At 69.8% G+C, this 17,729-nt stretch carries 19 protein-coding genes; 13 read left to right on the top strand and 6 right to left on the bottom strand.

What is annotated here, in order from left to right:
- Positions 1 to 30 precede the first annotated feature (30 nt).
- Together ACQ66R_RS12245 and ACQ66R_RS12240 are read right to left on the bottom strand one after the other, a co-directional pair.
- A complete protein-coding gene (locus tag ACQ66R_RS12245) occupies positions 31 to 513 on the bottom strand; it encodes an SRPBCC family protein (protein ID WP_430422323.1) in 483 nt (160 codons plus the stop codon).
- Positions 510 to 854, bottom strand: a complete 345-nt coding sequence (locus tag ACQ66R_RS12240; RefSeq protein WP_430422321.1) for an ArsR/SmtB family transcription factor — start codon at positions 852 to 854, stop codon at positions 510 to 512. The genes ACQ66R_RS12245 and ACQ66R_RS12240 overlap by 4 nt, the downstream gene beginning before the upstream one ends.
- A 129-nt stretch (positions 855 to 983) precedes the next feature.
- On the opposite strand from ACQ66R_RS12240, the gene ACQ66R_RS12235 reads away from it, so the two are divergent.
- Positions 984 to 1,532 carry a hypothetical protein gene (locus tag ACQ66R_RS12235; protein WP_430422319.1) on the top strand — a complete coding sequence of 183 codons (549 nt, stop codon included), beginning with the start codon at positions 984 to 986 and terminating at the stop codon, positions 1,530 to 1,532.
- Here the strand turns inward: ACQ66R_RS12235 and ACQ66R_RS12230 are convergent.
- On the bottom strand, positions 1,529 to 1,879 hold the full coding sequence (locus tag ACQ66R_RS12230; protein ID WP_430422317.1) for a hypothetical protein: 351 nt from the start codon (positions 1,877 to 1,879) through the stop codon (positions 1,529 to 1,531). The two genes, ACQ66R_RS12235 and ACQ66R_RS12230, sit on opposite strands and share 4 nt — an antisense overlap.
- A 129-nt stretch (positions 1,880 to 2,008) precedes the next feature.
- Here ACQ66R_RS12230 and ACQ66R_RS12225 point away from each other — a divergent pair, with 129 nt between their 5' ends.
- Positions 2,009 to 4,828: a [protein-PII] uridylyltransferase gene (locus ACQ66R_RS12225; RefSeq protein WP_430422315.1), complete on the top strand. Its 2,820-nt coding sequence runs from the start codon at positions 2,009 to 2,011 to the stop codon at positions 4,826 to 4,828.
- Here the strand turns inward: ACQ66R_RS12225 and ACQ66R_RS12220 are convergent.
- A complete protein-coding gene (locus ACQ66R_RS12220; protein ID WP_430422313.1) occupies positions 4,825 to 5,478 on the bottom strand; it encodes a sulfotransferase family protein in 654 nt (217 codons plus the stop codon). The genes ACQ66R_RS12225 and ACQ66R_RS12220 overlap by 4 nt on opposite strands.
- Positions 5,479 to 5,504: 26 nt before the next feature.
- The gene (locus ACQ66R_RS12215; RefSeq protein ID WP_430422311.1) at positions 5,505 to 6,920 is read right to left on the bottom strand and encodes a class I adenylate-forming enzyme family protein; all 1,416 of its coding nucleotides are present in this window, start codon (positions 6,918 to 6,920) and stop codon (positions 5,505 to 5,507) included.
- A gap of 122 nt (positions 6,921 to 7,042) precedes the next feature.
- Between ACQ66R_RS12215 and murJ the strand changes: the two genes are divergently transcribed.
- The 7 genes from murJ (at position 7,043) to ACQ66R_RS12180 (ending at position 12,581) form a co-directional block, all read left to right on the top strand.
- Positions 7,043 to 8,671 (top strand): murein biosynthesis integral membrane protein MurJ, encoded by a 1,629-nt coding sequence (gene murJ / locus ACQ66R_RS12210; protein WP_430422309.1) that lies wholly within the window; start codon positions 7,043 to 7,045, stop codon positions 8,669 to 8,671.
- A gap of 123 nt (positions 8,672 to 8,794) precedes the next feature.
- Positions 8,795 to 9,829 carry a tryptophan--tRNA ligase gene (gene trpS, locus ACQ66R_RS12205; RefSeq protein ID WP_430422307.1) on the top strand — a complete coding sequence of 345 codons (1,035 nt, stop codon included), beginning with the start codon at positions 8,795 to 8,797 and terminating at the stop codon, positions 9,827 to 9,829.
- Positions 9,830 to 9,845: 16 nt separating this feature from the next.
- Positions 9,846 to 10,322, top strand: coding sequence for a universal stress protein (locus ACQ66R_RS12200; protein WP_430422305.1), 477 nt, complete (start codon positions 9,846 to 9,848; stop codon positions 10,320 to 10,322).
- 43 nt (positions 10,323 to 10,365) lie between these two features.
- Positions 10,366 to 10,935, top strand: coding sequence for a NifU family protein (locus ACQ66R_RS12195; RefSeq protein WP_430422304.1), 570 nt, complete (start codon positions 10,366 to 10,368; stop codon positions 10,933 to 10,935).
- 97 nt (positions 10,936 to 11,032) lie between these two features.
- On the top strand, positions 11,033 to 11,686 hold the full coding sequence (gene tsaB / locus ACQ66R_RS12190) for a tRNA (adenosine(37)-N6)-threonylcarbamoyltransferase complex dimerization subunit type 1 TsaB (RefSeq protein WP_430426285.1): 654 nt from the start codon (positions 11,033 to 11,035) through the stop codon (positions 11,684 to 11,686).
- Positions 11,683 to 12,138 (top strand): ribosomal protein S18-alanine N-acetyltransferase, encoded by a 456-nt coding sequence (gene rimI, locus ACQ66R_RS12185; protein ID WP_430422302.1) that lies wholly within the window; start codon positions 11,683 to 11,685, stop codon positions 12,136 to 12,138. The genes tsaB and rimI overlap by 4 nt, the downstream gene beginning before the upstream one ends.
- Positions 12,139 to 12,209: 71 nt before the next feature.
- Entirely contained in the window at positions 12,210 to 12,581 is a 372-nt protein-coding gene (locus ACQ66R_RS12180) for a Fur family transcriptional regulator (protein WP_430426283.1), read from the top strand.
- Positions 12,582 to 12,586: 5 nt separating this feature from the next.
- Here ACQ66R_RS12180 and ACQ66R_RS12175 read toward each other — a convergent pair whose 3' ends face one another.
- A complete protein-coding gene (locus tag ACQ66R_RS12175) occupies positions 12,587 to 13,906 on the bottom strand; it encodes an alpha/beta hydrolase family protein (RefSeq protein ID WP_430422300.1) in 1,320 nt (439 codons plus the stop codon).
- A gap of 143 nt (positions 13,907 to 14,049) precedes the next feature.
- Here ACQ66R_RS12175 and miaB point away from each other — a divergent pair, with 143 nt between their 5' ends.
- From miaB to ACQ66R_RS12155, 4 genes are read left to right on the top strand one after another with little or no spacing between them, the layout of a single operon-like run.
- Entirely contained in the window at positions 14,050 to 15,393 is a 1,344-nt protein-coding gene (gene miaB / locus ACQ66R_RS12170) for a tRNA (N6-isopentenyl adenosine(37)-C2)-methylthiotransferase MiaB (protein WP_430422298.1), read from the top strand.
- Positions 15,390 to 16,355 (top strand): PhoH family protein, encoded by a 966-nt coding sequence (locus ACQ66R_RS12165; RefSeq protein WP_430422296.1) that lies wholly within the window; start codon positions 15,390 to 15,392, stop codon positions 16,353 to 16,355. The genes miaB and ACQ66R_RS12165 overlap by 4 nt, the downstream gene beginning before the upstream one ends.
- A gap of 53 nt (positions 16,356 to 16,408) precedes the next feature.
- The gene (ybeY, locus tag ACQ66R_RS12160; protein ID WP_430426281.1) at positions 16,409 to 16,822 is read left to right on the top strand and encodes an rRNA maturation RNase YbeY; all 414 of its coding nucleotides are present in this window, start codon (positions 16,409 to 16,411) and stop codon (positions 16,820 to 16,822) included.
- Positions 16,809 to 17,705, top strand: coding sequence for a hemolysin family protein (locus ACQ66R_RS12155; protein WP_430422294.1), 897 nt, complete (start codon positions 16,809 to 16,811; stop codon positions 17,703 to 17,705). Before ybeY ends, ACQ66R_RS12155 begins: the two co-directional genes overlap by 14 nt.
- Positions 17,706 to 17,729 lie beyond the last annotated feature (24 nt).

Raw genomic sequence — 17,729 nt, 5'->3', positions numbered from 1 at the left:
CCCCTCCCCTTGCGGGGGGAGGGCCGCGCCTCAGGAACCGGCCGCGCTGGCCCCCAGCGTCGCGAGCAGCTCGTCCAGTTGCCCGAACTGTTCGGGCAGGCCCTCTTCGGCCCCGCGGTTCGCCTCGAGCGCCGCCTTCGAGGGGTATAGTTCGCGCAGGACCAGCAAGGTTCGGCCATCCTGTTCCTCGAAGGTCACCGTGGTGACCGCCGCGTCCTCGCCCTCGTCGTTGGTCCAGACCAGACGCGAGGGCGGCGTCACCTCCAGATACCGGCCGAAGAACGCGTCGGCGGTGGCCGGGTCCTGTCCGAACGCCAGCCGGTACCCGCCCCCGGTGCGCACATCCATCTCGCAGGAGAGCAGGTTCATGCCCATCGACCGGGGCGCCCACCACCGCATGAACAGCTCGGGCGTGGTCCAGGCCTTGAAGACGATGCGCGCCGGAGCATCGAACGTGCGCCTGACGACCAGCTCGCGCTCGGACGCCTGTTCGATCGTGGTGGGATTCGTCATCGGTCTTCTTCCTCGCGCTTCAGTTGCTCGACGACCGCGTCCAACGCCTCGAAGCGTGCGGCCCAGACTTGGCGGTAGCTCTCGATCCAGGCCGCCTCTTCCTCGAGGCGGCGAAGCCCCAGCCGGCAGGTCCGCACCCGCCCGACCTTCTGCGTGATGACGAACCCGGCGCGCTCCAGGACGCCGACGTGCTTCTTCATGCCGGTGAGGGTCATGTGGAACCGATCGGCGAGTTCGGTGATCGACGCGTCCGAGCGCCCCAGCTGTTCCAGGACGCCGCGCCGGGTGGCGTCCGAGAGCGCCGAGAACGAAGCGTCGAGCGGTGTGAATTGCTGAACCATATGGTTCAGTGTTAGCGCGCCGATGGGCGTCATGCAAGCGGGCAGCGGGCGTGGAAGGGTGCGGGCCCAGCGACCGAGAACGGTGTCGCGACCGCTTTTGACGTAGGCCCGTGTTTCCCTCGCGGCCGAATGATCGACCCGCTCGCCATCACCGATGAGGACGCCGAGGGCCTGTCGCGGCTGGCCCAGGCGCAGCTGCGGCTCGCTACCCGCTTGTCCGAGCGCGCCCTGGACGAGCCCGACGTCGACGCCGCCTGCCACCTCGCCCGCGCCTCCGAGCGCGTCGCCCGGGGCTACCGCCAGTCGCTCCTGCTCAAGTCGCGCCTGAAGCGTGACCGCGACGCCGAGGCACGCGAGGCGGCCGCCGCCCCGGGGGGTCGGACCGTCCACGAGCAGTCGCAGATCAACCAGCGCATTCGCGAGGTCTTTGCCGCCGTCGATCGCGTGATCGCCGAGCACGCCGAGGCGCTGGACGATGAAGATGTCGACGACATGCGCACCTTCCTCCTCGCCACGCTCGAGGACGAGAGCCAGGATCACGGCTTCCTCGACGAGCCCATCGAGGCGCACATCGTCCGCATGCGCGAGATGTTCGTCGATCTGCCGCCGTCTGGGGGCTCGCGGGATTCCGACGAAACCGAGGACGAGGCAGAGGTCCAGCCGACCGACTCCTCCTAAGGTTGGCGGCCCTTCCGCTGCTTGCGCTTCACCACCGTCACCGAGAACGCCTGACGCCCGCCGGCCTTGAGCCGCTTGCGGGCCCGGTCTGCTACGCCCGATCGCCCGGTGCTCGCCGCCGTGGCGGTGGTCACCGGCGCTTTCGCCTTCGCCGGCGCCAGGCCGTGGCGCTTCCGGGCCCGTTCATCCTGGTCGGCCAGCTCGGCGCGGCTCTGGGCGGTGCGCGCGGTGAGATCCTTGATCAGCGCCTTGCCCTTGCGCGTGCGGCCTGTGAGCGACGGCGAGACATAGCGATTGGCGTTCCAGCCGACAGAGGTCGAGCCGCCGCGATACGATCCTCTGCTCATGACCACGCCACTCGAACGCACACCGGGCCAAAACACTTACCGGGGCCGGAGCCCTTAGCGGTACGATCCGCGTCGGAAAAGCGCGAACCACCTGCGTCCGTTAACGAACCGTCCTATATGCGTGGCCGGATGTCCGCGCGCCTCAAACCCACCCGCCTGGAATACGTCGTCGACGGCGTGAAGCTGCGATCGCAGCTGTCGGCCGCCGCGCTCGAAAACCTGGGCGACGAGGCGGCCCAGCGGAAGGCGGCGCTGGACGTCCTGAAGGCGGCCCTGTTCCGCGGCCGGATGATCGCCAAGGAGCGGTTGGAGAACGGCGCCGGCGGTATTGAGACGGCGCGGCTGCTGTCGGGCGTCACCGACGAAGTGGTCTGCGCGCTCTACGATTTCACCACAGTGCACATCTTCCGCGCCCGCAATCCCACGGAGGGCGAGCGCCTGGCGCTGATGGCGGTGGGCGGCTATGGCCGCGGCACGCTGGCCCCCTATTCCGACCTCGATCTCCTGTTCCTGCGTCCCTACAAGCAGACCGCCCACGCCGAGAGCGTCATCGAGTACATGCTCTACGCCTTGTGGGACCTGGGCTTCAAAGTCGGCCACGCCTCGCGGACTATCGAGGAGTGCATCAAGCTCTCCCGCGAGGACTACACGATCCGCACCTCGATCCTCGAGGCTCGGCGCCTGACCGGCGACGAGATGCTGGCGGACGAGCTGATCAAGCGCTTTCGCGGCGAGGTGGTGAAGGGCACGGGCGCCGAGTTCGTGGCCGCCAAGCTCAAGGAGCGTGACGAACGCCACGCCCGCGCCGGCGCCAGCCGCTACATGGTGGAACCCAACGTGAAAGAGGGAAAGGGCGGTCTGCGCGACCTCAACACCCTCTTCTGGATCGCCCAGTACCTGCACCCCGGTGAGACGCTGGAGCGGGTCATGCAGCTCGAGATGTTCGACCGGCGCGAGATCCGCTCGTTCATCGTGGCCTTCGACTTCCTGTGGGCCACGCGCTGCCAGCTGCACTTCGCCACGGGCCGGCCTGAGGAGCGCCTGTCGTTCGACCTGCAGCCCGAGATCGCCCGCCGCATGGGCTACGGCGACCGCGGCGACGCGCCGGCCGTCGAGCGCTTCATGCGGCGCTATTTCCTGATCGCCAAGGACGTGGGCGCCCTGACCCGGGTGTTCGCCGCCAAGCTGGAGGCCGACCGGGTCAAGATCGCGCCCAAGGGCATCAGCCGGTTCATTCCGGGCCGAAGCGTGAAGCGCAAGCCGCTGGCCGAACCGGGCTTCCACGAGATCGGCGGCCGCCTCGACGTTGACGCCGACATCTTCGAAGGTGACCCGGTCAACCTGCTGCGGCTGTTCCGGATCGCCGACCAGCGGAACCTCGACCTCCACCCCGACGCCTTCACTGCCGCCTCGCGGTCGATGAATCTGATCACCTCGGCGGTGCGGCGCGACCGCCACGCGGCCAAGGTGTTCCTGGACATCCTGGCCCGTGGCCGCGACCCACGCACGACGCTGACCCTGATGACCGAGGCCGGCGTCCTGGGCCGCTACCTGCCCGAGTTCGGGCGGATCGTGGCCCAGATGCAGTTCAACATGTACCACTCGTACACGGTGGACGAGCACACCCTGCGGGCCGTGGGCGTGATCGCCGACATCGCCGCCGGGCGTCTGCCCGACGACCACCCGCTGGCCACCCAGATCATGCCGCTGATCGCCGACCGCGAGGCGCTGTTCCTGGCCATGCTGCTGCACGACACCGGCAAGGGCGGAGCGGGCGGCCAGGAGGTGGCCGGCGCGCGGGCGGCGCGGCAGGCCTGCGAGCGCCTGGGCCTCGAGCGCTCCAAGATCGAACTGGTCGCCTGGCTGGTCGAGCACCACCTGGTGATGAGCGACTACGCCCAGAAGCGCGACGTCTCCGACCCGCGCACCGTGGCCGACTTCGCCCGCATCGTGCAGTCGCCTGAGCGCCTGCGCCTGTTGCTGGTGCTGACCGTGGCCGACATCCGCGCCGTTGGTCCGGGGGTCTGGAACGGCTGGAAGGGCCAGCTGCTGCGCGAACTCTACAGCGCCACCGAAGCGGTGTTCCGCGGCGGCCGGGGCTCGGACGCCGCCGCGGCGCTGCGCCGCTACCAGGAAAACGCCGCCTACGACGCCCGCGTGCGTCTGGCCAAGGCCGACGCCGGCGCCGAGCCCTGGGGCGACGCGATGGAGGACGCCTACTTCACCGCCTTCACCGACGACGAAGTGCTGACGCATGCCCGCCTGGCGCTGGCGGCGTCCGGCGGTCCCGGCAGCGCCGCCGAAGGGCGCGTGCGCCGCGATCTGAACGTGTCCGAGGTGGTGGTCGCCGCCGCGGACCGCCCGCGCCTGTTCGTCGACCTGGCCGAAGCCATCACCGGCGCCGGCGCCAACGTCGTCGGCGCGCGGGTCTTTACCTCGCGCGGCGGTCAGGCGCTGGACGTGTTCTACGTGCAGGACGTCACGGGCGCGCCCTTCGGCGCCAGCGACGAACGCGCACTGGGCCGGCTGGCCAAGGCGCTGGCCTGCGCCGCCCGCGGCGAGCCCGTCGTGCGAGAGCGCCGCCGACAGGATCTGGGCCGCGCCGCCGCCTTCGCCATCACGCCCGCGGTGATGCTGGACAATGAGGCCTCGGAGTTGTCGACGGTGGTCGAGGCCTCGGGGCGCGACCGCCCCGGCCTGCTGGCGGGGCTGGCCCGCACCCTGTCGGACGCCGGCCTCCTGATCACCTCGGCCCACATCGACGGTTACGGCGAGCGCGCGGTGGACTGCTTCTACGTGGTCGACGCCGACGGCGAGAAGCTCACCGACGCGCGCAAGGGCAACGCCCTGAAAGCCGCGCTGCTGGCCACCCTCAACGACAGCGAGGCCGATTCCACCGGCGGCCGGCGTGGCAACCTGCAGCGCGCCCGCGCCAGCGTCGCCCGCTAGCGGCGCTCGAGGTTCGCGCGGACCTTGTCCGTGTCGATGGGCATTTCGCCTGACGCCACCCGAGCCTGGAACTCCTGGGTGGAGTTCTCGCGCGGATAGGGCGTGGCCGGGACGTCGACGCCCAGGAAGGCGCACAGCGGCGCCCAGCCTTCCTTCACATCGAAGACCAGGAGGCGCTCGGCCGGGACCGAGGCGATGACCCGCTCGGTATGGCGCCGGAAGAAGTCGGTCATGAAGCCCCGATCGTGCATGTCGCCGCCGTACCAGGCGTAGAGCTGGTCGAAGAAGACCCGCATCGGCGTGCCCTCGGGCGGGGGCGGGCGGTCCGGGTTGAAGATCGTGGCCTGGGTGGAGTCGAACCATTTGTCGGGATCGCGGACGGTGTGCAGCACCTTGGCGTCGGGATAGTGCGCCGCCAGCTCGCGCCAGTAGGCGCAGCCGGGGTGGTCGACCATCGCTTCATAGCCGCCGAAGATCGCGTCCCAGTCGGGCCTGCCGTTCCCAGCGTCGATGAAGAGCTGAACCTGGGCCGGGTTCATGAACACCTCGACCATGTGGTGGCAGGGCGCAAAGCCCAGCTGTTCCAGCGCCAGCTTGGTCGAGAGCGTCCCCGTGCGGCCCAGCCCCGAGCCGATCACCTTCAGTCCCATGGCGTCCCCCCTCGTTGGGCTGAACCCTAGCGGTGGACGCCCAGCGCGGCCATGGTCTCTTCACGCAACCGCCGCCGCTCGATCTTGCCCATGGCGTTGCGCGGGATCGATTCCGTCCACGCGAAGCGGTGCGCCGGCATCGCCGGGCGAGCCGCGATATGCTCGGCCAGCCCCTGTCTATCGAGGTCGGGATCCGCCACGATGGCCAGCCAGCAGGTGTCCATGCCCTGGGTGTCCGGCGCGGCATAGGCCGCGGCGTCGCGGACACCGGGATAGGCCAGGGCCACCTCCTCCAGGAGGTCGGGCAGGAACTTGACGCCGCCCAGGTCCATGCGGTCGTCCATGCGGCCATCGACCATCAGCATGCCGTCGGCCGACAGCCGGCCCACGTCGCCGGGATAGAACGCGCCGTCGCGGAAGGCGGCGGCCGTGGCGTCGGGATCCCCCATGTAGCCCGCCGACACGCGGTCGCTGATGATGCGCACCTCGCCCGGCTCGCCAGGCGCCGCAGGATGGCCCGCGTCGTCCACCACCTCCACCCGCACGCCCGGCACGGCGTAGCCGGCGCACCCGGGATGGTCGTCCAGCCAGGCTCCGTCGGCCATCGTGGCGCTGCCGGTCTCGGCGGCGCCGTAGCTGATCAGAATCTCGGACGCGAGCCGCAGCCGCGTCTCGCGGGCGACAGCCGCGGGCAGGACGCCGCCGGTGCTGACGATCCGGAGCCCCGGTTGGACGCCCAGGCCCGGCGGCAGGTTGGCCAGCAAGTGGCGCAGGAAGATCGGCGTCAGGCCGACGATGGAGGGCCGCAGCGCCTCAAGGCTCAGCGCCAGATCGGCGGCCGTATAGTCGGCGATCAGGGCCGATCCCTGACTCCACGCGGCCAGCGTCATGGCCTGGCCCAGGCCGGTGTCCATGCCGGTCAGGCAGACCCAGCGACCCGGCTTGCCCGCGCAATAGGTCAGCGCACAGGTCCGGGTGTTGTCCTCCAGCATCCGCCAGGTGCGAGGTACGCGACGCGCCGTCCGCGTCGTGCCCGACGACAGCATCACGCGCCCAAGCTCGTTCGGGTCGCAGCGGACCGGCGTCACGGGCCGAGGCTCGGCGCGGAACGCGGATTCGATCCAGGCCGGAGACAGGGCCAGCTGATAGGGCTGGGTCGCCTCTCCGACGACCAGCTGCAGATCCGGCGACGGGTCGTCGAACGGTGAGGAGACGACGCCCAGTCGGGCCAGGGCCAGCAGCACCACATGGGTCAGGTAGTCGTTGCCGATGCGGATCGAGACCACGCCGCGCGCGCGATTGACCCCTAGCGCGGTGAGCCCGGCGGCGAAGCGGTCGACGTCGGCGTCCAGCTCGGCATAGGTGGCCCACCGCTGCGGGGTGATGAGCGCGAAGGCCGTGGGCCGTAGCCTTGCCTGGAACGCGACATAGGCGTCGAACATGCGTGAAGGGTCCTGAAATCGGCCGCCGAGACCCTATCGCGCCTGCGCCAAGAATCCACACGCCCCAGGCGCCCCCAGTCGCTAGGTTGACGTCGCTTTCGACGCAGCCTCCAAGGGCCCCTGTGACCGAGACCGCCAAGACTCCCGCCAAGACCTCCGGCGGACTGTTGCGCTCCAGCGCCATCTTCTCGGGCCTGACCCTGGTCAGCCGGTTCATGGGCTTTGCGCGCGACCTGGTGGTGACCGCGCGCCTGGGCGCCAGCCAGACCATCGCCGCCGACGCCTATTACACCGCGCTGGCGTTCCCGAACCTGTTCCGGCGGATCTTCGCGGAGGGCGCGTTCGCGGCGGCCTTCGTGCCCACCTATTCGCGCAAGCTGGCTGACGACGAAGCCGGCGCCGACCATTTCGCGGCCGATGCGGCGGCGACCGTGGCCGCGGCGACCGTCGGGGTGATGCTGGCCGCGCAGCTGGCGATGCCGTGGCTGATGTACCTGATCAACCCCGGCTATGCGGACGAGCCCGAGAAGTTCCGTCTCGCCTGGATGCTGACCCAGCTGACCATGCCCTACCTGCCGTGCATGGCGCTGGCGGCCCTGTTCTCCGGCGTACTCAACGCGCGCGGCAAGTTCATCATCTCCGCGGCCTATCCCACGATCCTCAACATCGTGATGCTGCTGATCGTCCTGCCGCAGAAGGACCCGGTCCAGGCGGCGTGGTGGGCCTCGGGCGGCGTGGTGATCGCGGGCGTCGGCCAGGCCTGGATCTGCTGGTGGGGCGCCCGCAAGAGCGGCGCGCGCATCGGCGCCGTCCGACCCCGGTGGACGCCTGAGATGAAGGCCCTCGTGACCTTGGCCATCCCCGCGGCCATCGCCAACAGCGCCACCCAGATCAACATCTTCATCTCAGGCATCCTGGCCTCGCAGATCGCCGGGATGCGCGTCTGGATGAACGTGGCCGACCGACTCTACCAGCTGCCCATGAGCCTGGTGGGCGTGGCCATCGGCGTGGCCCTGCTGCCGCGCCTGAGCCAGGCCCTGCAGAAGGACGACCACGACGGGGCCCAGGCCGCCATGGACCAGGGGATCGTCTTCGCCCTGGCGCTGAGCCTGCCGGCGGCGGCGGCCCTGATGGCGCTTCCGGTCTATCTGATCGACGCTCTGTTCACGCGCGACCAGTTCACGCCGGCCGATGCGCTGGCGACCGGCCAGCTGTTGTTCCACTACGGCTGGGGCGTGCCCGCCTTCGTGTTGCTGCGGATCCTTCAGCCCGCCTTCTTCGCGCGACAGGACACGAAGACGCCGATGCGCTTCTCGCTGATCTCGGTGGCGGTGAACATCGCCCTGGGCGTGGCGCTGTTCTTCGCCATCGGGTTCCAGGGCGTGGCCATCGCCACCTCGGTGGCCGCCTGGATAAGCGTGCTGCAGATGTGGTTCTCGCTGGCGCGGACCGGGGTCTGGAAGCCGTCCGCCCGCGCCGCCGTCAAGATCACCCGCGTGGCCATCGCCAGCGTCCTGCTGGGCGCGGTGATGTTCGCCGCCAACCTGTTCCGCGCCGAGATCGAGGGCGAGATCGGAACGGTGATGTCGCACGGCGTGAAGGAGATCTCGATCGTCCTGATCTGCACGATCGGGCTGGGGCTCTATCCGGTGCTGCTGTTCGCCTCGGGCGGCGTCACCGTCGCCGAATTCAAGGCCGCGCTCAGGCGGCGTCGCGGCGACCCGGCGCCGACAGCGGCCGACTTGTCGTAGGCGACCCGGCGGGTTATCTCCCCGCCATGGCTTTCGAACGCATCGATGGGCGATGGCGCTGATCGCGCACCCGTGAAAACCGGGCCTTGCGCCCACGTGCCTGTTCCCTAGAGAAGCCATCCCATGATCGACCAAGCTCCTGCCGCCTACGCGGGCCCCGAACGTGTGCTCTCGGGCGTCCAGCCCACCGGCGACCTGCACCTGGGCAACTACCTGGGCGCCCTCGTGAAGTTCGCCCGCCTGCAACACGAGATCCCGACCTTCATTTTCGTGGCCGACATGCACGCCATTACGGTGTGGCAGGAACCGGCGAAGCTGAAGCAACAGGTCCGCGAGATTGCGGCCGCCTACCTGGCGACCGGCCTCGATCCCAAGGTCGCCACCATCTTCGCCCAGTCGGCGGTGCCCGAGCACGCCGAGCTGGCCTGGGTGTTCAACTGCGTCGCACGCCTGGGCTGGCTCGACCGGATGACCCAGTTCAAGGACAAGGCCGGCAAGCACAAGGAGCGCGAGAGCATCGGGCTCTACACCTACCCGGTGCTCCAGGCCGCCGACATCCTGGCCTACAAGGCCACCAAGGTGCCCGTCGGCGACGACCAGAAGCAGCATCTGGAGCTGACCCGCGACATCGCCCAGAAGTTCAACAACGACTTCGACGCGCCGGGCTTCTTCCCGCTGCCCGAAGCCCTGACCCAGGGCCCGGGCGCGCGGGTGATGAGCCTGCGCGACGGGACGGCCAAGATGAGCAAGTCCGATCCCTCGGACAACTCGCGCATCAACCTGACCGACGACGCCGAGGCCATCGCGCAGAAGATCCGCAAGGCCCGCACCGATCCTGATCCCTTGCCGGAAACCGCGGAGGGGCTGGAGGGCCGCGCCGAGGCGCGGAACCTCGTGGCGATCTATGCGGCGCTGTCCGGCGCGACCGAGGCTGCCGTGCTGTCGGAATATGCCGGCCAGGGGTTCGGCGCGTTCAAGCCGAAGCTGGCCGACCTTGCGGTTTCGGTCATGGGCCCGATCGGCGGCGAGATGCGCCGGCTGCTGGCCGATCCGGCCGAGATCGACCGCGTCCTGGCCGAGGGCGCCGACCGCGCCCGGGCGCTGGCCGCGCCCACCGTGGCCGAGGTCAAGAAACTGGTAGGCTACTGGGCGGGCTAGGCTAGATTCCCACGCCATGAGCACGCGCCGCAAGTTCCTGGTGGTCGCCGACGACACGCCCGAATATCAGACGGCGCTGCGCTTCGCGTGCCGCCGGGCGCAGTCGACCGGTGGCTACGTGGCCCTGCTGCGCGTGATCCAGCCGGCGGTGTTCGAGCACTGGTCGGGCGTCCGCGAGGAGATCGCACGTCAGCAGCGGCAAGAGGCCGAAACGGCTTTGCAGCTGTCGGCCGAGTTCGTCCAGGCCGAGACCGGCCTGCCCCCGGAGTTCCTGATCCTCGAGGCCGACTCGACCCGCGCCGCCCTGAAGCGCGTGTTGAGCGAGGACCCGGACATCAAGATCCTGGTGCTGGCGGCCTCGGCCGGTCGCGGCGGCCCGGGCCCGCTGGTCAGCGCCATTGGTAAGGACGGCACGCGCTTCGGCAGCCGCAAGGTGCCCGTGACCATCGTCCCCGGCGACCTGACCGACGACGAGATCGCCGCGCTGGCATAGCGTCGCGCTTGCGCTATGCGCGCGACGACGCCACATCTCATCCATGTTCATCCAGACCGAAGCCACGCCGAATCCCGAAGTGCTGAAGTTCCTGCCGGGCCAGACGGTCCTGGGCGAGGGCACGCGAGACTTCCGCGAGCCCGAGGACGCCGCCGCCTCGCCGCTGGCGGCCGAACTGTTCGAGATCACCGGCGTCACCCGCGTCTTCTACGGCCCCGACTTCATCACCGTCGGCAAGCACGCCTCGGTCGACTGGCCGTTGATCAAGGCGCCGATCCTGGCGGCGATCATGGATCACTACACATCGGGCCGTCCGCTGCTGGTGGGCGAGAGCGAGGACGCCGGCCACGACGATACGGCCTATGAAGGCGAGACCGCCCAGATCGTGGCCGAGATCAAGGAGCTGCTGGACACCCGCATCCGCCCGGCGGTGGCGCAGGACGGCGGCGACATTCTCTTCAACCGCTTCGACGTGAACACCGGCGTCGTGTGGCTGAACATGCGCGGCGCCTGTTCGGGCTGCCCGTCCTCGTCCGCGACCCTGAAGGCTGGCGTCGAGAACATGCTGAAGCACTACGTCCCGGAAGTGACGGCGGTCGAGCAGGCTCTCTAGAAACTGTCATCCCGGCCAACGGAGGGCGAAGCCCGTAGGCCGAGCCGGGACCCAGCAACCGCTTTCCGACAGCCTATTGATCCGCTACGCCGCACTCATGCTCGTGCTGGGCCTCGACACCTGCCTGAACGCCTGCTCGGTCGCCATCCTGGAGGTTGGACCTGGGGGAGAGCGCGTGCTCGCGCATTGGTCCGAGGCGATGGCGCGCGGTCACCAGGAGCGGCTGGCGCCCATGGCGGAGGCCGTGATGGCGGATGCAGGTCTGGCCTTCGGCCGCCTGCAGCGCATCGGCGCCACCGTCGGACCGGGATCGTTCACCGGCCTGCGCGTGGGGGTGGCGTTCGCCAAGGGCCTGGGCTCGGCGCTGTCGATCCCGACCGTGGGCGTGGGCAGCCTGGAAGCGCTCGCGGCCGCGGCCACGGGCCTGGTCGCCGCCGCCATCGATGCGCGCCGCGACCAGCTCTACCTGCAGGTCTTCGAGGATGGTGAGCCGCTGATGGCCCCCGATGTCCTGCCGATCGGGACGGCCGCGGCGCGGCTGGCCGAGCTGGGCATGGGGCGGGCGCTGACGCTGGTGGGGTCGGGCGCGCCGCTGCTGGCGGGGACCGCGCCCGGCGCGCGCATGCTGACGCCCGAAGGCTGCGACGCCGGCCACGTGGCGCGACTCGCGGCGCGGAAGCTCGTCGCCCCCATCCGCCCGCTCTACCTGCGTGCGCCCGACGCCAAGCTGCCGGGCGGCCGCGACCCGTGAAGCTGGAGCTCGCCACCCCCGCCGACGCCCCGGCGATGGCCTCGGCTCACGCCCAGGCCTTCGACACGCCCTGGGACGAGATGGACTTCGAAGACCTGCTGGAGGGCGCCGGCATCTTCGGGTTCGTGGTCCGCGACGAAGACCCGGCCGGCGTCCTGGTCTGCCGCACCGTGGCCGGCGAGGCCGAGATCCTCACCGTGGGCGTTGCGCCGTGGGCGCGGCGCCGCGGGGTCGGTCAGGCCCTGATGGTCGCCGCCATCGGCGTGGCGCGTGAGGCCGGGGCGGGTGAGATGTTCCTGGAGGTCGATGTCGCCAATGCGGGCGCAGTGGCCCTTTACGAACGCCTGGGTTTCGCGCGTGCGGGCCTGCGCAAAGCCTACTATGACCGCGGCGCCAACGGACGTGCGGACGCGCTCGTGATGCGGCTCGACCTGACAACCAGACCTGACTAGACCTATCGCTACGGAAGACGAGAGAGGCCCCCGTGTCGGACCGCATCGAGAAGCTTTGCCTCGACAAGAACATGCGCATGACCGAGCAGCGCCGCGTGATCGCGCGCGTGCTGTCGCTGGCCGCCGACCATCCGGACGTCGAGGAACTGCACCGCCGGGCGCACGCCATCGACCCCCACATCTCGATCGCCACGGTCTACCGCACGGTCCGCCTGTTCGAGGAAGCGGGCATCATCGACCGCCTGGATTTCCGTGACGGCCGCTCGCGCTACGAAGAGCACACCGACGAACACCACGACCACCTGATCGACATGAAGACCGGCAAGGTCGTCGAGTTCGTCGACGAGGAGATCGAGGCCCTGCAGGTCGAGATCGCCCGCAAGCTGGGCTACAAGCTGGTGGACCATCGGCTGGAGCTGTACGGCGTTCCCATCGAGGACTGATCCGCTCAGCGGCGCCGGATCAGCTCAGCATCGCCATAGTCCCGCGTCAGCCGTGGGCTGGCGATCCAGTCGGCCAGCAGATCGTAATAGCCGGGAGAAATCCGCGCCTTCTCCCGCTCGATCATCCCGTGGTCGGCCTGCGGGAAGATCGCGATATCGATGGGCGATCCCTTGGCGTGCAGCTGACGGAGGATCGCGAGAGTATCCTCGTGCGGGGCCTCGGTGTCGCGGCCTGCAAGCACCCAGAGCGACGGGGTCTGGAGTTGGGCCAGGACCGCGCGGGGCTCATAGGTGAAGGAAATCGGAAAATCGAACGCCGCCCGCACGTGGTCCATGTGCGCGGCCGGGGTGGCGACCAACGGGCCGGTGTAGTCGCCGCCGATCTTTCCGATCCAGGGCTCTCCAGCGTTCAGCGCCTTCAGACGCTCGAGCTCGGGCAGACCTTCGCCGAATCGACTCACGACGACCCGGGTCGCGGCGTCGTGCAGGGCCTGGGCCTTGGCGAGGGCCGCCGGTCCGAAGGGGCGCACGCTCTCGGCGACCTCGGATCGATCCTCCTCGATCGGACTGACGGCAAGGCCATAGCCGACCACCACGAAATCCACCCGCCGGCGCTGCGCCGCCAGGGGCGCGACCCAGCCCCCCTGACTCTCGCCCATCACGCCCAGCGAAACGCCGGCGACCTCGGGGCGAGACCGGACCGCATCGACCGCGGCCGCCATGTCGTCGGCCAGGACGGTGAAGTCGGCGCTGTAGCCGCCGGTGGATCGCCCCGTCCCGCGCTTGTCGAACACGAACACCGCCACGCCCTTCAGCGGCAGCAGGTTCTGGAGGTAGTTGTTGTAGACCGCCGAGTCCCGGCCGGACCCATACTGCAGGACGACGGCGGCCTTCGGCTTCCCTTCCGCCGGCAGGACCAGTTCGCCGTAGAGCCGCTCGGGACCGCTCGCGAAGGTGATCGGTACGGTCGGCAGGGCGATACGGTACGCATCGGTCGCTGGACCCGCGCCCTGCTGCATCGTCAGCCGTCCTTCACCACAGGCGCCGAACCGGGCGCGCACGGCGACGGGTTCGCGAACCGACCAGCCGGCGCCGCCCTCGTACTGGCCCTCGCCGACCCGGAACAGCTTGCCGCTCGCGCCGTCCAGGCGGCGGTAGCGCATGTTCGGCTCGTCGCTGGAATCGATGATCAGCGCTGTCCCGTCGGCGAGGCGATAGGCCCCGAAGTGACAGGCGCCCGGTGGGGGCGCGGTCTGGGCGCGCGCGGACCCTGCCACGGCGGCCAGAGCCGCGATCGTGGTGAGAGCGAAACAAAACCGGCGCATCCCAAACCCCCTGGTGATGACCGTAAGAGGCGGGGGCCGGGTCGCGCGGACGCAGGGCGCGCGATTAAATTCCTGTCATGCGAAGCTCGACGGCGCCGGAGGCGAAACTTGCGCCGCTCCGTCTGCAACCCCATAACCCGGCAATGTCCCAGACCGCGCCCGAGAAGCGCCTCTATATCAAGACGTACGGCTGTCAGATGAACGTCTACGACAGCGAGCGCATGGCCGATGTCCTAGCGCCGCTGGGCTATGGGATGACGGACGATCCCACGATGGCCGATCTGGTGGTCCTCAACACCTGCCACATCCGCGAGAAGGCGACCGAAAAGGTCTATTCCGAGCTCGGGAAGATCCGCGAGATGCGCGACGAGCGCCTGGCCGGCGGCGGGGCGCGGATGACGATTGCGGTCGCCGGCTGCGTGGCCCAGGCCGAGGGCGAGGAGATCATGCGCCGCCAGCCCGCGGTGGACTTGGTCGTGGGCCCGCAGGCCTATCACCAGCTGCCCGAATTGATCGCGCGCACGCACCGGGCCCGCGGCGAGCGGCTGTCGGCCGACTTCGCGCCGGATGAGAAGTTCGACGCCCTGACCGCCGAGCGGCGGCCGACCGGCGTGTCCGCCTTCCTCACCGTGCAAGAGGGCTGCGATAAGTTCTGCACCTTCTGCGTCGTCCCCTACACCCGCGGCGGGGAGTGGTCGCGTCCGGCCGCCGATATCGAGGCCGAGGCCCGCAGCCTGGCCGAGAAGGGCGTGCGCGAGGTCACCCTGCTGGGCCAGAACGTCAACGCTTATGATGGCGAAGGCGGGCTGGCGGCGCTGGTGAAGCGTCTGGCCGCGATCGATGGCCTGGACCGCATCCGCTACACCACGAGCCACCCGCGCGACATGGACGACGCCCTGATCGCCGCCCACGGTGATGTGCCCGAGCTCATGCCCTATCTCCACCTGCCGGTGCAGGCGGGGTCGGACAAGATCCTCAAGACGATGAACCGGGCGCACACGGCCGAGAGCTATGTGCGGGTGATCGAGAAGATCCGCGCCGCCCGGCCCGATATCGCCATCTCCGGCGACTTCATCGTGGGCTTCCCGGGCGAGCGCGACGCCGACTTCGAGGCGACGCTGCAGCTGGTCCGCGAGGTCGGCTACGCCAGCTGCTTCTCGTTCAAGTATTCCCGCCGGCCGGGCACGCCCGCGGCGGCCATGCCGGGCCAGGTGGCCGAGGCGGTGAAGGACGAGCGGCTGGCGCGCCTCAACGCCCTGCTGGACGAGCAGCGCATGGCGTTCAACGCCGCCACCGCCGGTCGCGTCGTGAACGTGCTGTTCGAGAAGGCCGGCCGCCATGAAGGGCAACTGATCGGCAAGAGCCCCTACCTGCAGGCGGTCCACGTCACCGCGCCGGATCGGATGCTGGGCCAGATCGTTCCGGTGAGGGTGGAAACCGCCCATCAGAACAGTCTGTCGGGCGTGCTTGAACTGGAACCCGCGTGAGCCGAGCGCCCGAATTCGTCCCGCTGTCCGACGAGGCCCTGCGGGCGGTCGCCGGCGCCAACAGCCGCCATGCCGCCCTGATCGAGGACGCGTTCGGCGTCCTGCTGGAAACCCCGGGTGGCGGCGTCTCGCTGTCGGGGGATGCGAAGTCGCGCGGCGCGGCCAAGAAGGCGGTTCAGGCGATCGCGGCCCGCGCCGACCATGGCCTGGAGATCGGCGAGGCCGACGTGCGCGTGGCCATCGGCCAGGCCCGCTCGGGCGCGCCGTCCGCCAGCCCGGGCGCCGGAAACGCCCTGCCGATCGGCCGCCGCGGCCAGGTGGCGCCCAAGACGCCCACGCAGGCGCGCTACCTCGAGGCGTTGAACCGCAACGAGCTGGTGTTCGGGCTGGGTCCGGCCGGCACGGGCAAGACCTTCCTTGCCGTGGCGCACGGCGCCGGCATGCTGCTGCGCGGCGCCGTCGACCGCCTGATCGTCTCCCGCCCCGCCGTGGAGGCCGGCGAACGCCTGGGCTTTCTGCCGGGCGACATGAACGAGAAGGTCGACCCCTACATGGCGCCGGTCTGGGAGGCGCTGACCGACATCCTGGGCGCCGAGCAGCTGCGCCGTCGACGCGAGAAGGGCGAGATCGAAGTCGCGCCCATCGCCTTCCTGCGCGGCCGCACGCTGAGCCACGCCTTCGTCATCGTCGACGAAGCCCAGAACGCCAGCCGGGCGCAGATGAAGATGGTGCTGACCCGCCTGGGCGAAGGCGCGCGGATGGCCGTCACCGGCGACCCGACCCAGATCGACCTGCCGAATCCCCGCGACTCGGGCCTCGCCCACGCCGTGGGCCTGCTGGAAGGGGTCGAGGGCATCGGGATCATCCGCTTCAATTCGGAAGACGTGGTCCGCCACCCGCTGGTCGAGCGGATCGTGCGCGCCTACGACGCCGACGCGGCCCGGGTTGGACGCACGGTTTGATCGACGTCGAGATCGAAGACCCGGCCTGGACCGAGGCCCTTCCGAAGGCCGAGATGCTGGCCCGCGGCGCGGCGCTGGCGGCGCTGGATAGGGAGGAGGCGGGCCACGAGGGCGTCACCATCCTGCTGACCGACGACGAGAGCGTGCGCGAGCTGAACGCCCAGTTCCGCGGCCAGGACAAGCCGACCAACGTCCTCAGCTTCCCGGCTCCCGACAACCCCGAGCGGTTCGCCGGTGATATCGCCCTGGCCTACGGCGTTTGCGCCCGCGAAGCCGCCGAACAGGGCAAGACCCTGGCGCAGCATCTGCAGCACCTGACGGTGCATGGCGTTCTGCACCTTCTCGGATACGATCACATCGGCGATGATGAGGCCGAGGTCATGGAAGACCTTGAGCGTGCGGTGCTGGCCGATCTGGGGGTTCCTGACCCCTATGCGGCCGGCGAAGGAGAGCATGAGCGACCCTGACCCTTCCAGTCGTAAGAGCCCACGCCGTCGGCGCGGGCTCGTTGGACTGTTCAATTTCTTCCGCCGGACGGCCGAGCACGCCGCCGACGAAGCCCCTGAGCCTTTGACCGAAAGCGGCGGCGAGCTGGTCACCCAGGCGCGCGCCTTCCAGGATCTGCGCGTCGAGGATGTGATGATCCCGCGCGCCGACATCGTGGCGATCGAGCGCAGCTGTACGTTCGAGGACGTGGTGGCCCGGTTCATCGACGCCGAGCACAGCCGCATGCCGGTCTACAAGGAGACGTTGGACGAGCCGGTGGGCGTGGTCCACGTGAAGGACGTCTTCAAGCTGCTGGCCCGCAAGACCCGCGCGCCGAAGTCGGGCGACAAGGTGCTGACCGGCCGCCACCACCTGGTGCGCGAAGTGCTCTATGTGCCGCCCTCCATGGCGGCGGCGCGGCTGATGGCGACCATGCGGGCCAAACGCATCCACATGGCCCTGGTCATGGACGAGTTCGGCGGGGTCGACGGGCTGGTAACCCTGGAGGACCTGCTCGAAAGTCTGGTGGGCGAAATCGCCGACGAGCACGACGAGGAGGGCGACCAAGCCTACATGCCGATCGTCAGCGACGACGAGGGCTGGATCGTCGACGGTCGCGCCCCTCTGGAGGAGCTGGAGCACGCCATCGGGCACGGGGTCGACCTGGCGCCTGAGGATCTGGACGAAGAAATCGACACGGTGGCGGGCCTGGTCAACGCCCTGGCCGGTCGGGTGCCGCAGAAGCGCGAGCGGATCGAACATCCCGACGGCTTCGAGTTTGAGGTTCTGGCCGCTGATCCGCGCCGGCTGAAACGCGTGCGCGTGCGCCGGCCGCCCGTGCCCGAAATGTCCGCCGAGGCCTGAGTGAGCCGTCCGCGCTGGTATGCG

The organism is Phenylobacterium sp., from assembly GCF_965284355.1.
GTDB lineage: Bacteria > Pseudomonadota > Alphaproteobacteria > Caulobacterales > Caulobacteraceae > Phenylobacterium.
This window is presented reverse-complemented; position numbering and strand designations above follow the sequence as displayed.

Bases quoted from the DNA above. Each gene is read 5' to 3' on its own strand.
- ACQ66R_RS12245 (WP_430422323.1), bottom strand. From the start codon at position 513: ATGACGAATCCCACCACGATCGAACAGGCGTCCGAGCGCGAGCTGGTC.
- ACQ66R_RS12240 (WP_430422321.1), bottom strand. From the start codon at position 854: ATGGTTCAGCAATTCACACCGCTCGACGCTTCGTTCTCGGCGCTCTCG.
- ACQ66R_RS12235 (WP_430422319.1), top strand. From the start codon at position 984: ATGATCGACCCGCTCGCCATCACCGATGAGGACGCCGAGGGCCTGTCG.
- ACQ66R_RS12230 (WP_430422317.1), bottom strand. From the start codon at position 1,879: ATGAGCAGAGGATCGTATCGCGGCGGCTCGACCTCTGTCGGCTGGAAC.
- ACQ66R_RS12225 (WP_430422315.1), top strand. From the start codon at position 2,009: ATGTCCGCGCGCCTCAAACCCACCCGCCTGGAATACGTCGTCGACGGC.
- ACQ66R_RS12220 (WP_430422313.1), bottom strand. From the start codon at position 5,478: ATGGGACTGAAGGTGATCGGCTCGGGGCTGGGCCGCACGGGGACGCTC.
- ACQ66R_RS12215 (WP_430422311.1), bottom strand. From the start codon at position 6,920: ATGTTCGACGCCTATGTCGCGTTCCAGGCAAGGCTACGGCCCACGGCC.
- trpS (WP_430422307.1), top strand. From the start codon at position 8,795: ATGATCGACCAAGCTCCTGCCGCCTACGCGGGCCCCGAACGTGTGCTC.
- ACQ66R_RS12200 (WP_430422305.1), top strand. From the start codon at position 9,846: ATGAGCACGCGCCGCAAGTTCCTGGTGGTCGCCGACGACACGCCCGAA.
- ACQ66R_RS12195 (WP_430422304.1), top strand. From the start codon at position 10,366: ATGTTCATCCAGACCGAAGCCACGCCGAATCCCGAAGTGCTGAAGTTC.
- tsaB (WP_430426285.1), top strand. From the start codon at position 11,033: ATGCTCGTGCTGGGCCTCGACACCTGCCTGAACGCCTGCTCGGTCGCC.
- ACQ66R_RS12180 (WP_430426283.1), top strand. From the start codon at position 12,210: ATGCGCATGACCGAGCAGCGCCGCGTGATCGCGCGCGTGCTGTCGCTG.
- ACQ66R_RS12175 (WP_430422300.1), bottom strand. From the start codon at position 13,906: ATGCGCCGGTTTTGTTTCGCTCTCACCACGATCGCGGCTCTGGCCGCC.
- miaB (WP_430422298.1), top strand. From the start codon at position 14,050: ATGTCCCAGACCGCGCCCGAGAAGCGCCTCTATATCAAGACGTACGGC.
- ybeY (WP_430426281.1), top strand. From the start codon at position 16,409: ATGCTGGCCCGCGGCGCGGCGCTGGCGGCGCTGGATAGGGAGGAGGCG.
- ACQ66R_RS12155 (WP_430422294.1), top strand. From the start codon at position 16,809: ATGAGCGACCCTGACCCTTCCAGTCGTAAGAGCCCACGCCGTCGGCGC.